The sequence below is a fragment of the Roseovarius salis genome (assembly GCF_044472985.1).
In the GTDB taxonomy this organism is placed as follows: domain Bacteria; phylum Pseudomonadota; class Alphaproteobacteria; order Rhodobacterales; family Rhodobacteraceae; genus Roseovarius; species Roseovarius salis.
This window is the reverse complement of sequence record NZ_JBISDG010000006.1, coordinates 42,341-56,832: the sequence shown is the minus strand read 5'-3', so window position 1 is coordinate 56,832 and position 14,492 is coordinate 42,341. Positions and strand designations below refer to the sequence as shown.

Below are 14,492 nucleotides of genomic sequence, written 5' to 3'. Positions count from 1 at the left end.
CCAGGCCCCTTCATCTTGCCGGAAATACTCCCGCCGGAGGCATCCGGAGGCGCCTGTCGGCACCTGCGGTCGCGGTCAGCGGGCTTGCGGTTGACCTGGCGCGCCCGGGCAACGGGCGGGCATCGATTCCTGCTTAGACGTCAGAAGCGTTCGCGCTAAACTCCCCATGGATCGTCCATGGCGCGACAGCGGGGCATGTGGAACTCACGCGCTCGGGGCGGGACGCACGCGGCTGCGTTCGGGAACGGGACAGCGCCGTTAGATTCAACGGGGCCGCCGCGCCGGAGGACGTCAGCCGCCTGCCAATCTGAAACGCTTGGGGAAAACACGATGTCATCAACAAGATCACTTTCTCCGCAGGCACCGGGAACCGGCGCCGCGGCCGTCATCGTCAGCCACGGCCAGCCCGGCGCGCCCGATCCCGCCGAGGCCACGCTGCAGAGGTTCGCCGCACGGGTGCGGGCTGTCCTGCCCGGCTGGCATGTCGGGGCGGCCACGCTGGCCAAGGATGGGGCACTCGATGCCGCGCTCGCCGCCGCCGGGCCTGCGCCGCTCGTCTACCCGATGTTCATGACCGAGGGGTGGTTCACCGGCGAAAACCTGCGTGGGCGGCTGCACGAGGCCCCCGGGGCGCAGCTGATGCGTCCGCTTGGCGTTTCACCCGACTTGCCCCCGCTGGCTGCAGACCTGCTGCGCGCGACGCTGGCACGGCGCGGATGGGCCGGCCCGGAGACGCGGCTGTTCATAGCCGGTCACGGCTCCGGGCGCAGCCCCAACTCGGCGAGGGACACCCGCGCCTTCGCCGAGGCGCTCGCCGGGCGCATGACGTTCGCGGAAATACGCACCGGGTTCGTCGAGGAGCGGCCCTACCTCGCGGAGGTGGCCGCCGGCCTTGGTCCGCGCGCGGTCTGCCTGCCCTTCTTTGCCGCCAAGGGCGGGCATGTGACCGACGACATTCCCGAGGCGCTTGACCAGACCGGTTTCGAGGGTGTGCTGCTCGATCCCATCGGCTGCGCGCCGGGCGTTCCGGGGCTGGTCGCCCGCGCGCTCGAAACCGAGAGGACCGCAGCATGAGCGCCGGCGCCCGGGCCTGGAGCAGCGCCAGCTGCTGGCGTGACATTTCACGGCACCGACCCCGACGCGGCGGCGCTTGACATTCATCAATATGTCGCGCCCCGTGGGGGCCAGGGATGCAGGTACGGCACGCCACGCGGCCACGGCGCATCCGGCAAGCACCGGCAAGGGGACATCATGAACTGGACGGAGTTCATACTCGCCTTCGCGACGTTCTTCCTGACCCACTCGCTGCCCATCCGTCCGCCGCTGCGCCCGTGGCTCGTGGCCCGGCTGGGCGCGGCAGGTTTCACGCTGGCGTATTCGGTGCTGTCGGTGACAGTACTGGGCTGGGTCATCGTCGCCGCGGGCCGGGCGCCCTACGTGCCGGTGTGGAGCTATGCGCCATGGCAAAACCATGTTCCGCTGGCTGCCATGGCAGGTGTCTTTGTGCTCCTCGCGCTGGCCGCGGGTCGGCCCAACCCATTCTCCTTCGGAGGTCCCGGCGCTGCCCGCTTCGATCCGGCGCGGCCCGGGATCGTCCGGATCACGCGGCATCCGCTGCTCTTGGCCCTTGCGCTATGGGCGCTGGCCCATCTCGTCCCCAACGGCGACCTTGCGCACGTGATCACCTTCGGCGTCTTCGGCGGCTTCGCACTTTTAGGGATGCCGCTGGTGACGCGCCGAAAGAAACGGGAACTGGGGCCTCGCTGGGCGGCCCTGGATGCCGCCACCCGCGCCGCGGCCCCGGTGCCGTCCTCTTGGGCCGGGGCCGGGCTGCGGCTGATCACGGCCGCCGCGCTCTATGTCGGGCTGCTTGCGGCGCACCCGCTCCTTTTCGGGGTGAGCCCGCTGCCATGACGGAAAAGGGCGCGCGATGGTCCGCTCAGAACCGTGACCCGTCGGTGTCGTGGAACCATTCGTCGGGGTAAGGGTACCACCAGTCCTGAATTTCGGGTTTCCAGTCGATCACGCCCATCTTGGTCTGGCGGAAGGAATCGAGCCCGATCCGCGACAATGACCGGCCGAGACCGGACATCTTCCACCCGCCGAAGGGCAGCGCATCGTTGTCGATCAGGGGGTTGTTGACCCAGACCATCCCGGCCTCAAGGCGGTCATACGCCTCCATCGCCTCCTGCAGGCTGGTGGTGAAAAGGCTCGCGCCGAGGCCGAAATCGCTGTCATTGGCATGTTCCAGCGCCTCGTCCAGGCTCCCGACGCGGACGATCGCGGCGACAGGGCCGAAAACCTCCTCACGCATGATTTCCATGGCCGGCGTAACCCCGGTCAGCACCGTCGGCTCGTAGAACCAGCCGGTATTGCGCCCCGGGGGCACACGTCCGCCGCAGACCAGTTGCGCGCCGTTCGCCACGGCCCCGTCCACGAGTCTGGCCACCTTGTCGCGCGTGGCCTCGTTCACCAGCGGCCCGATCTCCGACCGCTCCAGCCCGTTTCCCACGCGCAGCTTGCGCGCCATTCCCGCCAGCCCTTCGACGAAGTCATCATGCACCGCGTCGTGCACGAAGAACCGCTCGGTCGAGGTGCAGATCTGCCCGGAGAGGTGAAAGGCGGCCGTTGCCGCCCCGGCCACCGCCACGTCGAGCGGCGCTTCGGCAGTCACGATCATGGGGTCGCTGCCACCCGCCTCGATGATGCAGGGTTTCAACTGCTCGGCGCAGGCGGTCGCGACCGATTTCGCCGCGGGCACGCTGCCGGTGAAGGCCACGACGTCGCTGTGGCGCGACCGGATAAGCGCCTGTCCCGTCTCGACACCGCCGGTGATGCAGGAGACCACCCCCGGCGGCAGGTGGCTGAAATGTTTCATGAAGCGCAAGGTTGAAAGCGACGTCTTTTCCGACGGCTTGACGACGCAGGCGTTTCCAGCGGCGAGAGAGGCCGCGACGGTCCAGCACATAAGCAGGATCGGAAAATTGTAGGGAACGATGTGAACGCTGACGCCATAGGGAAACTGGCGCGCGAACTGGAAGGAGCCCGCCTGCGTCGTTCCGGGCATCATGCCGCCCGTGTCGCGCGCCATCTCGGCAAAGTAGCGGAAACAGCCGGCGACGTTGGCGATCTCGCCCGTCGCCTCTGGGTACGGCTTGCCCTGCTCCAGCACCATGAGCCGCGCGGCATCCGCGTGGTCTGCGGCGATCGAATCGGCGACGCGATGCAGGTAGCTTGCGCGTGTAAGCTCATCCAGCGCGCCCCATGCCTTCTGCGCGATCCGGGCGCGGGCCAGCATCTGCTCGGCCGCGTCGACTGTGCCGAGCGCGATCGCCCCCTCACGCTCCAGCGTCGCGGGATTCACGACATGGTGGGTGCCGCCCTCGCCGGCCGGGTGATAGGCGTTGTCATGGAAGAACTGGCGCGCGAACGGATCGAATTGGGACATGCTCGGTCCTTTCTGGCTGTCGGGTCAGCGGATCATGTAGACCTTGCGCAGGGTCTCGTGCACGCGGCAGGTGCCGCGCCAGCCCTCCTCGAAAAAGGCCGCCGTGCCGGGCGTGATCTCGATCACCTCGCCGTCGTCACGGGTATAGGTCGCCCTGCCCTGCAGGAAATGGCAGAACTCGTCACGCGTCACGTGGCAGTCCCAGTAGCCCGGGGTGCATATCCAGACGCCGCATTCGCTGCGACCGTCAGGGCCCTTGTGCAACAAGACGCCCGAGGTGCGGGAATGCCCCTCTATCATGGTGGGGATCTCGCCCCAATCAGCGGTGTCTGTGATCTCTTCTGGTTTTCTAAGGATCGGCGTGGTCACGGTCTGCGACTCCATTGAGTTCGGTGTGCCGGCCGGGCGCGTGGTTGCGCCCGGCCAGCCGGGTGTCAGCCATAGGTTTTCTTGAGAAGCTCATCGAGATGCCGGGCGGCAACCTTCGGGCCGCCATTGTTCTGCATGTGCTTGCTGGTGGCCTCGCAGCGCGCCTTCAGGTCCGGATCGGTCAGGCATTTCTCGATCTTTCCGGCGAACTCCTCCTCGGTCCAGTTCATGCGGTGCATCTTGAAGCCGTGGCCGGTCTCCTCCACCCGGGTGGCGTTGTCGTGACCGTCCCAGACATAGGGCATGATGATCGCGGGCTTGCCGAAGTACAGACACTCGGTGAAACTGTTGTTGCCGCCGTGATGCACCACGGCATCCGCCAGCGGAATGACCGAGGGCTGCGGGAACCACGACGCGACATGCACGTTCGACGGCATGGTGTCGCGGTCGTACTCGGCCTCGTAGTCGCCCACGTTGACCAGCGCGCGATAGGGCTGCTTGCCGAGGAAATCGATGATCTTCTTGATCTGGTCGGTGTCGCCCGCGCCAAGGCTGCCGAAGGACACGTAAAGCAGCGGCTTGTCGTTGTGCGCGCCGAAATCGGGCACATCGTAGGGCTTCTCTGTCCGGACGCATCCCTCGAGGTACTTGAAACGGTCGGGATCAAGCGGTGTCTGGCGGTTGAACTTGACCGGCTCGGGATAGAGCAGAAGGTTGAGATACGGGCTCTGCTCGAAGAACTCGCCAAGGGGATACGGCTCCTCGCCACAACTCTCCAGAAAGGCGTTGAAATCCTCGTGCACCGGCCCGATGACCTCGTTGAACCTGTTGGTGAACGCCTCGTGGCAGGCGCTGTCGTTCTCGCCGCAGCCCGACAGGTGCGGCGGGATCGCCGGGTCGGGAATCTCGTTTTCCGAACAGGAGATGATGCGCACCCATGGCACGCCGTACTGCTTGGTCGCGGGGTACAGCACAACGTTGTCGATGCAGATGAGGTCCGGCTTGATTTCCTTCAGGATACCCGGCAGCTCCTTCTCGGCCCACTTCGAGGTATCGACGATCGCCTCCCAGCATTCCTTCACGTAGTTGTCGATCTGCTCGTAGGGGGTGAGGTTGAAGTTGGGAATGTGGCTATTGATGAAGTCCGACCAGTATTTCGCCATCTGCTCGGCCGGCATCGGTTCGGACATGTTCACGTGATGCTCTTCGAAACCGTAATCCGCGAACACGCCGGTAAAGCCCGGATCGGTGATGAAGACACAGCGGTGGCCCAGGTCCCGGCACGCCTGCGCGATCCCAACCGAGTTAAGGGCTGGACCGAAGGCCGCCTCCGGGAAAAAGGCGATTGTTTTCTTGTCTGGCATTGGATGACCTCCTCTGTTGTGCGTTTTCGGCTAGACGGCCGCCGGGCCGCCCGTTTTTTCGGCATTGTCGCGGTCGTCGGGCAGGATGCGTGCATGCGCGGCGTCCCACCCGACGCGGACCCGATCGCCCACGGCGAAGTCGGCGGCGCCGTCGGCCGCCGCCGAAACCCTTGCCACCAGCCGGTGCTGCCCCTCGGCCAGCGCGATGTGCAGGCCAATGTCCTGACCGTGATAGGCAATGTCGGTCAGATGCCCCTCCATGCCCTCTTCCGCGCGCGCCGCGGGCGTCACCCTGAGCCGCTCGGGCCGGATCGCGAGGCAGGCGCGTGCGCCCGGCCGAACCTTGTCGGCCCCTTCGCCATGCAGCGTCCCCAAACCTGGCACGCCCACGCCTGCGTCCACGGCCTCCCCGTCGAGAAAATTCATGACGCCGATGAAGTCGGCCACGAAGCGGCTGTTGGGATGTTCGTAGAGCTGCTGTGGCGTCGCGCACTGCTTGACCTCGCCACCGCGCATGAGCGCGATCCGGTCGGCCATGACCAGCGCCTCCTCCTGGTCGTGGGTGACGACGATGAAGGTGATGCCGACCTCGTGCTGCAGGCGCTTGAGTTCCAGCTGCATCTGCTCGCGCAGTTTCTTGTCGAGCGCGGCCAGCGGCTCGTCCAGCAACAGGACGCGCGGCTCCTTCACGAGCGCGCGGGCAAGCGCGACGCGCTGGCGCTGGCCGCCCGACAGCTGATCGGGCTTGCGGTCCGCCAGTTCCATGAGCTGCGTGGTCCCCAGAATGCGATCGACCCGGTTCCCGAGGTCAGCCCCGCGCAGGCCCTCCATCTCCAGCCCGTAGGACACGTTCGCCCGCACGCTCATGTGCGGAAACAGGGCGAAGGACTGGAACATCAGGTTGATCGGCCGCCGGTTGGGACGAAGCGGGGCAATATCCTGGCCATCGAGCAGGATGCGCCCCTCGTTGAGGGTCTCGAAGCCGGCGATCATCCGCAAGAGCGTGGTCTTGCCGCAACCCGACGGCCCCAGCAAGGCAAAGAACTCATTCTCGCGCAAGTCGAGCGTCACGTTGTCGACGGCGGTGACGGCACCGAAGCGCTTGGTCACGGATTCGAGGCGAATCACGCTGGCGGCGGCCTCTTCTGCATTGGCCGGCATATTGGTGTCCTCTGCGGTCATTGGCTGATCGATCTTCTGTCCAGACGCTGCGAGATGAAGACCAGCGTGAAGCTCACAAGCATCACGATGGTCGCCATGGCGTTGATTTCCGGTGTCACGCCGAAGCGGATCATCGAGTAGATCTGCATCGGCAGGGTGGTCGACCCTTGCCCGGCCCCGGCGGTGAAATAAGCGATGATGAACTCGTCCACCGACAGCGTGAAGGCCAGCAGCCCCCCCGCCAGCACGCCGGGAAAGATCGCCGGCAGGGTGATGCGGCGGAACGTGGTGATCTCGCCGGCACCGAGGTCGATGCTGGCATCGACGATGGAAAAGTCGAAGTTGCGCAGGCGTGTGCGCACCACCGCGCAGACGAAGGCAATGTTGAACACCACGTGGCTCATGATGATGGAATGCAGTCCGAGCGTGAATTCCAGCGCGGTGAAGAACGACAACAGCGCGATCGCCAGCACGATGTCGGGGATGATCATCGGCGCGAAAAGCAACGCCTCCATAGTGTTGCTGCGCCGCTTGCGCCGTTCCACCCCGAAGGCGAGCAGCGCCCCCAGCAGGGTGGCGAGGATGGTCGAGACGACGGCCACGATCACCGTGTTGAGCGCGGCGCGCAGGACGGCGTCATTCTCGGCCAGGGCTGCATACCACTTGAACGACACACCGCCCCACGCGGTCGGCAAGCCCAGCTCGTTGAACGACAGGGCCATCAGCACGAGGATCGGCACGTACAGAAAGGCGTAGACCAGCCAGAGGTGCGCGCCCAGAAACGCCTTGGCGGGATCGTGGCGGCGGGGGGGGCGCGCGCTCATTTCGTGCCCTCCGCCGAACGGTTGACGGCCACCGCCTGCGCGAACAGCAGGCACATCATCACGCCGATCAGGATCAGCGACAGCGCCGAGCCGAAGGGCCAGTCGCGCGCCTCCAGGAACTGGTCGTAGATCAGGTTGCCGACCATCTGCACGCGGCCGCCGCCCAGCAGGTCGGGCGTTATGAAATTGCCGATGGACAGCACGAAGACGAACACCGCCCCCGCGGCGATCCCGGGCAGGGTAAGGGGCAGGATGACCCTCAGGAACGTCTTGTGGGACGGCGCGCCGAGGTCTTCCGAGGCCTCGGCGATCTCGGGGTTGAGCCGGCTGATGGACGAGTAGATCGCGAGGATCACGAACGGCACGTAATTGTAGACCAGACCGGTCACCACCGACGCCTCGGTGTAAAGCAAGGGCAGCGCCTCGCCCACGATCCCGAAATCTATCAGGGCGCGGTTGATCAGCCCCTCGCGGTTGAGCATCACGATCCACGCATAGGTGCGGATGAGGTAGTTGCTCCAGAACGGCAGCATCACGAGAAAGAGATAGACGGGCTGGCGGTCGCGCGGCGCCCGCGCGATGGCATAGGCCGCGGGGTAGGCAATGAGCAGCGCGATCAGCGTCGCCATTCCGGCGATCCGGGCGGATTTCAGCAGGACGGCAAGGTAGAGCGGATCAAAGGCCCGGTCGAAATTCTCGAGGGTGAATTCATAGACGATCCCGCCGTAAACCCCCCTCTCGAAGAACGAGTAGACAAGGACCAGCACGCACGGCACGACCATGAACGCGGTCAGCCATGCCAGCCCCGGCCCGATAAACAGGACGCTTCGCAATCTCTGATACACGTCTGACTGCCTTCTGCGCGAGGATACTGCGACGAGGGGTGACCGCGGTCAGCCGCGGCCACCGGTTGCGCGGCCGGCTTACTGGGCCGACATCACCTCGGTCTTGAGGCGGCTGTAATCCTTCTGCGCATTGCCCACGTCGCGCAGCATCTCGTACTGGAGCATCTTCGCGGGATCCATTCCGAGATTGGGAAAGGTCTCGAGCAGCGAGGCGTCGAGCGCCTCCATCGAGGCCTCGTTGGGCACCTTGTAAAGGATGTTCTCGACAACCCATTTGTGGGTGTCCGCCCCGAGGATGTAGTTGATGAAGGCGTGCGCCGCTTCCTTGTTGTCGGAGCTGTCCATCACCACCATCGTGTCGACCCACAGGTCTGTGCCCTCTTGGGGGATCGTGTACTTGATGTCGCCGTTCTCGGCGATGCCGTAGTTGCACCAGCCGTCCCACGCGTGAACGAGGCTCGCCTCGCCCGAAACCAGCTTGGAATAGAATGTCGTGTCGTCATATGCCAGCAGGCCGTCCTTGGCCGAAATCAGCAGGTCCTTGATCTCGGCCAGCTTGTCCTCGTCAGTGACATTGACGGAATAGCCCTTGGCAAGCGCCGCGGCACCGATAAGCCAGCGGTCGGTCGACAGCATGGTGACCTTGCCGGAAAGCTCCTCGGACGGGTCGAGCAAATCCATCCAGCTGTCGGGCTCTTCCTCGACGAGATCGGAACGGTAGCACAGGCCGGTCGTCCCCCACGCGTAAGGCACCGAGAACTCCAGCCCCTCGTCATAGGGCAACTGCCGCGCCTCGGCGTAGAGGTTGTCGATGTTGGGGATCATCGAATGATCGAGGTCGGCAGCGATGCCCAGCTTGTCCAGCGCCTCGGCAAAGGGCGAGGAAACGAAGATCAGGTCATAGCCCTGCCCGCCCGACGCGGTGACCTTGCCCATGATCTCCTCGTTCGTGGCGTGGTTGGCGATATCGACCGAGATCCCGGTTTCGGCCTCGAACTGTTCGGCGAAATCGGCCGGCATGTAGCCGTCCCAGTTCGAGACCACGATCGACTGCGCCGCCGCCGGTGCGATGCCAAGCGCGAGCGCCGCCGCGGGCAAGCCGGCCAGAAGCGTCTTGGAGAAAGCCTTCTGTTGCATTGTTCATGTCTCCCTGTGGTGCGTCGTCATGTTGTTCGACCATGGCATGGCAACCGCCTGCCAAGGCCCGTTTTGCCCGCATGTTTATCCTTGTCCGGGAGGCCCCGAATCCGCGGGTATGGACAAAATTGTATTTTTTAATAAATTTATACGTCAATGAAAATCGACTGGGCGCGCGGCAGAGGGGCTGATAAGGCGCCGAAATCGACCAAGGAAACGGCGAATTGAGGATGGAGCGGCGACGCAAGAGCCACACCGACCTTGCGAGGCGGATCGTCGAAACGCTGCGCGTGGACGGGGCGGAGCCCGGCACAAAGGTTGTCGAGCAGCGGTTCGCCGACAGTTTCGGCGTGTCACGTACCCCGATCCGGGCGGCGCTGCGGCTGCTGACGGAACGCGGAATACTGCATTACGTTCCGCGACAGGGTTATTCCCTCGCCCGGCCGCTCGACACCGACCCGGCGGATGCGCCCGACCTGCCGGCCTCGGAAGAGGACGAACTATTCCGGGCGATATTGCGTGACCGGTTTGCCAACAGGCTGGGTGACACGGTGAGCGTCAACGACTTGATGCGGCGCTACGATGCGGCGCGGCCGACGGTGATGCACGTGCTGGCCTGGATGACCGAGGACGGCCTGCTGGAACGCGGCCACGGCCAGCAATGGCGCTTCGGTCCCGCGCCCGATTCCCTGTCTGCCATAGAGGAAAGCGCCAGGTTCCGAGAACTCATCGAGCCCGCCGCACTGCGCGAACCGGGATTCGTGCCCGACACCGCCCTTTTCGGCGACATTCGCCGCCGGCACATGGCGCTGATCTCGGACGCGGTGGCGGAGACTGAAATGCGCGCATGGGTCAATGCGGGGGCGGATTTCCATGATGCCGTCGCGGCGTGCTGCAGGAACCGTTTCCTTGCCCGGGCCATCCGCCAGCAGACACGCCTGAGGCGTCTTTCGAGCTATCACGGCGGCGTCAACCGGCGCCGACTGCGCGAGGCATTCCGTGAGCATCTGGCCATCCTCGATGCTGCCGAGGCAGGGGATACCGAACGCGCCGCCGATCTGATGACACGGCACGTGCGCGCGGCATTGAACCAGAGACCGCGCGTATCCAACCGCGGGGTGCCGCCCATTGCACGGCCCGTCCGCCGATGACAGCGGCGCGGCGCGAATGCGATTGACCGCGACCTGCCTAGTCTGACACATGGCGCGGTGCCGATCGAGATTTCAACCGGGGCGGGCAAGCCGCGACAGTAAAACATGCCAATGAAGAAAAAGACCATTGCCTTCTTTCCCGAGGCGTCCTTCGGCGCGGCGCTCAACTGTGTCGGCATCGCGCAGGCGCTTCGCGACCGCGGACACGAGGCGGTATTTCTGTGCGATCCGGGTTTCGCCGGCGTGTTCGAGAATTACGGCTTTGCCGAGCATCCTGTTCCGATGGCGCCGGACATGTCGGACGAGGAGCTTGAACAATTCTGGTCGGCCTTCATCACCCGCCACCTGCCGCATTTCCGGCTTGGACCGCAGGAACAGATCCCGACCTATGCCTATGATTGCTGGAAGGCGATCGTCGAAAGCGCGGAGATCGCCGAGGCCCCGCTGCAAGACGTGCTGGCATCCTTGGCGCCCGATGCCATCGTCGTGGACAACGTGATCGCGTTCCCCGCGGTGCTGCAATCAGGGCGGCCGTGGGTGCGCATGGTCTCCTGCGCCGAAACGGAGATCGCCGACGCGCGCATCCCGCCGGTGATGTCCGGCCTGGGCGCCGACGAGCCCGGGGCGTTCGCCGCCTTCCGGGAAAACTACAGCGCCGCGCTGAGCCCGGTCCACGACCGCTACAACGCCTTTCGGCATCGGTGTGGCCTGTCACCGCTGCCCCCGGGCCAGTTCATGGAGCCCTCCCCGGTGCTCAATCTTCTGCTCTACGCCTCACCCCTGCGTTTCGAGCGGTCGGTCCCGCTGACACCGCCCCGTTTCGAGTACCTCGAGGGATGCGTGCGCCAGGAAGAGCCTTTCGAGATGCCCGACATTCCGGCGGCCCGGGACACGCCGGTGGTCTATGTCTCCTTCGGCAGCCTGGGCGCGGCGGACGTCGCCCTGTTCGAGCGCATGATCCGCCTGTTCGCCGAGCTTCCCTATCGCTTCCTGATAAACGTGGGCGGTTACAAGGACTCGTTCCATCACGTCCCCGATAACGTGCATCTCGATTACTGGTATCCCCAGCCCAGCGTGATCGCGCAATGCGATCTCGTGATCCACCACGGCGGCAACAACTCCGTTCACGAGGCGCTGTATTACGGCAAGCCCTCGATCGTGATGCCCTATTGCTGGGACGGGCACGACAATGCCCGGCGTTTGCACGACACCGGGCTGGGCCGGCACCTCGACCGGTACGCGTGGCGCGATCAGGAAATGATCGACGCGCTGGACACGCTGATCGGCGACGCCGCGCTGCACGACAGGCTGCGCGGCATCGCTGCGGACATGGTGGCGGCCGACGGGCGCGGCCGGGCGGCCGAGCTCATCCTCGACGTGACGGGGTAGCGCCCGAAGGCGCGTTCATGCCTCCCACGTGACGCGCCCGCCACAGACCGTCAGCGCGGCGCGTGCGGAGTCAAGGCTGCCGGGCTCCAGCGCCTCAAGGTCATGCGACATGACCGCGACATCGGCCAGCATCCCCGGCTTGAGGCGCCCCTTGCGATCCTCCCGGAACTCCACCCAGGCGTTGCCGGCGGTGTAACTTTCCAGCGTGTCCATCAGGCCCTGTGACTGGTCCTTGAACCCGTCCAGGGCGATCGGCGCGACCGCGGCCTTGACGTTGGGCATGACATCCACCGGGATCACCGGCCAGTCGGTGGAAAACACCACCTTGGCGCCGCTGTTGCGTATGTCCTGCCACGCGAAGGCACCCGGCAGCTGCTTGGCGTGCAACACCTCGTCCATGCCTTCTGGCGGGAATATTCCGCCGAACGGCGCGTGGCCCGGCTGGATCGAGGCAACGACGTCCAGCGCGGCAAAGCGCGGCAGGTCATCGGGGTGCAGCACCTCGATATGCTCCACCCGGTGACGCGCGTCGCGCTTGCCGTTTGCGTTTCGGGCGGCCTCGTAGCCGTCAAGCGTCCGGCGGATCGCCAGATCGCCAATGGCATGCGTGGCGATCTGGAACCCCATGGCATCGGCCCGCTTGCATGCCTCGGTGAAATGCTCCGGCTCGAACACCGCGTCGCCGATGTGATCCGTGCCCGGATAGGGCTCCAGCATCAGCGCGGTGCGGCTTTCGACAACGCCGTCCATGAACATCTTGACGCGGTTGCACCAGACGTTCTCGCCGTTGAAGCGGCGGCGCATCTCGTCGGCCTCCTCGAACCGGTCGAGCGGATCGAAGCTCTTGTAGTGAAACGGCACCTCGGTGCGGCACAGCAGCGTGCCGTCATCCTCCATCTCGGACAGCAGTTCGAGCTGGTAGATATTGCCGTCCATGTTGTGCAGGCCCGTGATACCGTGGCTGGCGCAGTGCTTCATCCCGTCCGCGATGGCCGCCTTGTCGGCCGCGCGCTCGGCGGCGGTCGCGCGCGGCTGCGGGTTGGCGCCCGTGACAAGACCGGCCATGTCGCGCCCGGCATGCCGCGTGAGCCGCAGCACCGGCGCATAGGCCGAGGGCTCCTGCAGCTCGCCGGTTGCCAGACCGTCATCGCCCATGACGATCTGCGCGCCCTGATCGACCTCGCCGCCATGCAGGATGCCGGCGGCCTCCAGCGCCTTGGTGTTGGCCCAGATGGTATGATGGTCGGGCGCGAACATCGCAAAGGGCCGGTCGGGCAGCACGCGGTCGAGGTCATGGCGCGTGGTCTGACGCCCCGGCCCCATGATGGCATAGGCCGCCTGCACGGCGAAGCAGACCTTGTCATCCGGGCACTGCGCGGACCATTCGCGCACCGCCCGCGTCAACTGCTCCTCGCCCTGCACGCCGTGCAGGTCCAGATACCCCAGCTCCACCGATCCACCGAAAAGGTGCACATGGCTGTCGATGAAACCGGGCAGTACCGTGGCGCCCTGTGCGTCGAAAACGCGCGTGGCCGGGCCGGACATGCCGCGGATCTCGTCCGTCGTGCCCACCGCCGCGATGACCCCGCCGCTGATCGCCAGCGCCTCGGCGCGCGGCTTTGCGTCATCGAAGGTGATCAGCTTGCCGTTCAGAATTACGATTTCCGGTGTTGCGCCCATCTCGGCCTCCCTTGCGCAAAAGAAAGCGCGCGGCGCCCACCCGGGGCCGCCGCGCGCTCGTGCCACGTGTTTACTTCTTCACTTCCGTCCAGATCGCGCTGTAGATCTTCTGCACCTCGGGCGAGCACGTCTTGGCGATATAGCCCGCATCCGCCAGCTCGTCCGGGATGTTGACCTCGGGCGCATTGGCCATCACCTCGTCCATGTACTTCTCGGATCCCTTGATGCCGTTGGCGTAACGGGCGAAGTTGGACAGCATGGCCGCGTTCTCGGGCTCCATGATGAAGTTGAGGAACGTCTTGGCCTCTTCCACGTTCTCCGCGTCGGCGAGGATCGCGGCGTTGTCCATCCAGATGGGAAAGCCCGTCTGCGGATAACCGAAGGCGATGTCCTCGTTCTGCAGCCGGGCGCGCAGGCTGGCACCGTTCCAGTTGATCCCCGCGGCAAGATCGCCCTTGGCGAACTTCTCGATGTTGCCATACGCCATCGACAGCCAGTGTTGCTTGGCCTCAACCAGCTTGTCGCGGACCTTCCTGAGCACCTCCTTGTCGTCGGTGCACTGCTCACCGCCCATGTAGTGGATGGCCTGGCCCATCACGTCGTTCATCTCGGGGACCACGTTGATCTTGCCCTTGAGCTCCTCGGGCGGATCGAAAACGAGGGCCGCCGTGTGGATATCACCGTCGTAGACGGCGGTGTTCACCGTGATGCCCACGGTTCCCCACTGCCACGGCACCGTGTAGTTGCGGCCGGGATCGAACTCCACGTCGACCCAGCGGGGGTCCATGTTCTCGAAATTCTCCATCTCGTTGGGCTTGGACTCCATCAGCAGCCCCTCATCGATGAAGATGGGCACGTATGTGCCCGAAGGAACCACGATGTCGAAGCCGTGACCGCCGGCCTTGATCTTGGCAAGCGCGGTATCGTTGCTGTCATAGTCGGTGATCGTGACCGAGATACCGGTCTCTTCCTCGAACTTGTCGATCATCTCGGGGCTGGTGTAGTTGCCCCAGTTGTAGATGTTCAGCTCGCCCTCGGCCGAAGCCGCGCTCGCGGCCAGCGCCATCGCGGCGGCGGTTCCGAAAAGATGTTTCATGGGTCGTATCCTCCTGTGGATGGGTGCG

The 14,492-nt window shown here is 65.3% G+C and carries 13 protein-coding genes; 4 read left to right on the top strand and 9 right to left on the bottom strand.

From position 1 onward, the window contains the following. Positions 1–330: 330 nt before the first annotated feature. On the top strand, positions 331–1,074 hold the full coding sequence (locus ACH13J_RS03585) for a CbiX/SirB N-terminal domain-containing protein (protein WP_397541945.1): 744 nt from the start codon (positions 331–333) through the stop codon (positions 1,072–1,074). Between the two features lie 177 nt (positions 1,075–1,251). Further along, positions 1,252–1,914, top strand: coding sequence for an NnrU family protein (locus ACH13J_RS03580; RefSeq protein WP_397541944.1), 663 nt, complete (start codon positions 1,252–1,254; stop codon positions 1,912–1,914). Positions 1,915–1,939: 25 nt separating this feature from the next. Here the strand turns inward: ACH13J_RS03580 and ACH13J_RS03575 are convergent, their stop codons facing one another. The 7 genes from ACH13J_RS03575 to ACH13J_RS03545 form a co-directional block, all read right to left on the bottom strand. Then, entirely contained in the window at positions 1,940–3,448 is a 1,509-nt protein-coding gene (locus ACH13J_RS03575) for an aldehyde dehydrogenase family protein (RefSeq protein WP_397541943.1), read from the bottom strand. 24 nt (positions 3,449–3,472) lie between these two features. Beyond that, entirely contained in the window at positions 3,473–3,832 is a 360-nt protein-coding gene (locus ACH13J_RS03570; RefSeq protein WP_397541942.1) for a cupin domain-containing protein, read from the bottom strand. Positions 3,833–3,882: 50 nt separating this feature from the next. Continuing rightward, positions 3,883–5,181, bottom strand: coding sequence for a nucleotide disphospho-sugar-binding domain-containing protein (locus ACH13J_RS03565; protein ID WP_397541941.1), 1,299 nt, complete (start codon positions 5,179–5,181; stop codon positions 3,883–3,885). 30 nt (positions 5,182–5,211) lie between these two features. After that, positions 5,212–6,363: a polyamine ABC transporter ATP-binding protein gene (locus ACH13J_RS03560; RefSeq protein ID WP_397541940.1), complete on the bottom strand. Its 1,152-nt coding sequence runs from the start codon at positions 6,361–6,363 to the stop codon at positions 5,212–5,214. Further along, positions 6,360–7,166, bottom strand: a complete 807-nt coding sequence (locus tag ACH13J_RS03555; protein WP_397541939.1) for an ABC transporter permease subunit — start codon at positions 7,164–7,166, stop codon at positions 6,360–6,362. Before ACH13J_RS03555 ends, ACH13J_RS03560 begins: the two co-directional genes overlap by 4 nt. Then, positions 7,163–8,011, bottom strand: a complete 849-nt coding sequence (locus ACH13J_RS03550) for an ABC transporter permease subunit (protein ID WP_397541938.1) — start codon at positions 8,009–8,011, stop codon at positions 7,163–7,165. Before ACH13J_RS03550 ends, ACH13J_RS03555 begins: the two co-directional genes overlap by 4 nt. 78 nt (positions 8,012–8,089) lie before the next feature. Then, the gene (locus tag ACH13J_RS03545; RefSeq protein WP_397541937.1) at positions 8,090–9,148 is read right to left on the bottom strand and encodes an extracellular solute-binding protein; all 1,059 of its coding nucleotides are present in this window, start codon (positions 9,146–9,148) and stop codon (positions 8,090–8,092) included. Positions 9,149–9,378: 230 nt separating this feature from the next. Between ACH13J_RS03545 and ACH13J_RS03540 the strand changes: the two genes are divergently transcribed. Next, entirely contained in the window at positions 9,379–10,299 is a 921-nt protein-coding gene (locus tag ACH13J_RS03540) for a GntR family transcriptional regulator (RefSeq protein ID WP_397541936.1), read from the top strand. A gap of 111 nt (positions 10,300–10,410) precedes the next feature. Further along, positions 10,411–11,688, top strand: coding sequence for a nucleotide disphospho-sugar-binding domain-containing protein (locus ACH13J_RS03535; RefSeq protein ID WP_397541935.1), 1,278 nt, complete (start codon positions 10,411–10,413; stop codon positions 11,686–11,688). Positions 11,689–11,703: 15 nt separating this feature from the next. On the opposite strand, the gene ACH13J_RS03530 is transcribed toward ACH13J_RS03535, so the two are convergent. Both ACH13J_RS03530 and ACH13J_RS03525 read right to left on the bottom strand, forming a co-directional pair. Then, the gene (locus tag ACH13J_RS03530; protein ID WP_397541934.1) at positions 11,704–13,368 is read right to left on the bottom strand and encodes an amidohydrolase family protein; all 1,665 of its coding nucleotides are present in this window, start codon (positions 13,366–13,368) and stop codon (positions 11,704–11,706) included. Positions 13,369–13,438: 70 nt separating this feature from the next. Next, positions 13,439–14,464 (bottom strand): ABC transporter substrate-binding protein, encoded by a 1,026-nt coding sequence (locus ACH13J_RS03525; protein ID WP_397541933.1) that lies wholly within the window; start codon positions 14,462–14,464, stop codon positions 13,439–13,441. Positions 14,465–14,492 lie beyond the last annotated feature (28 nt).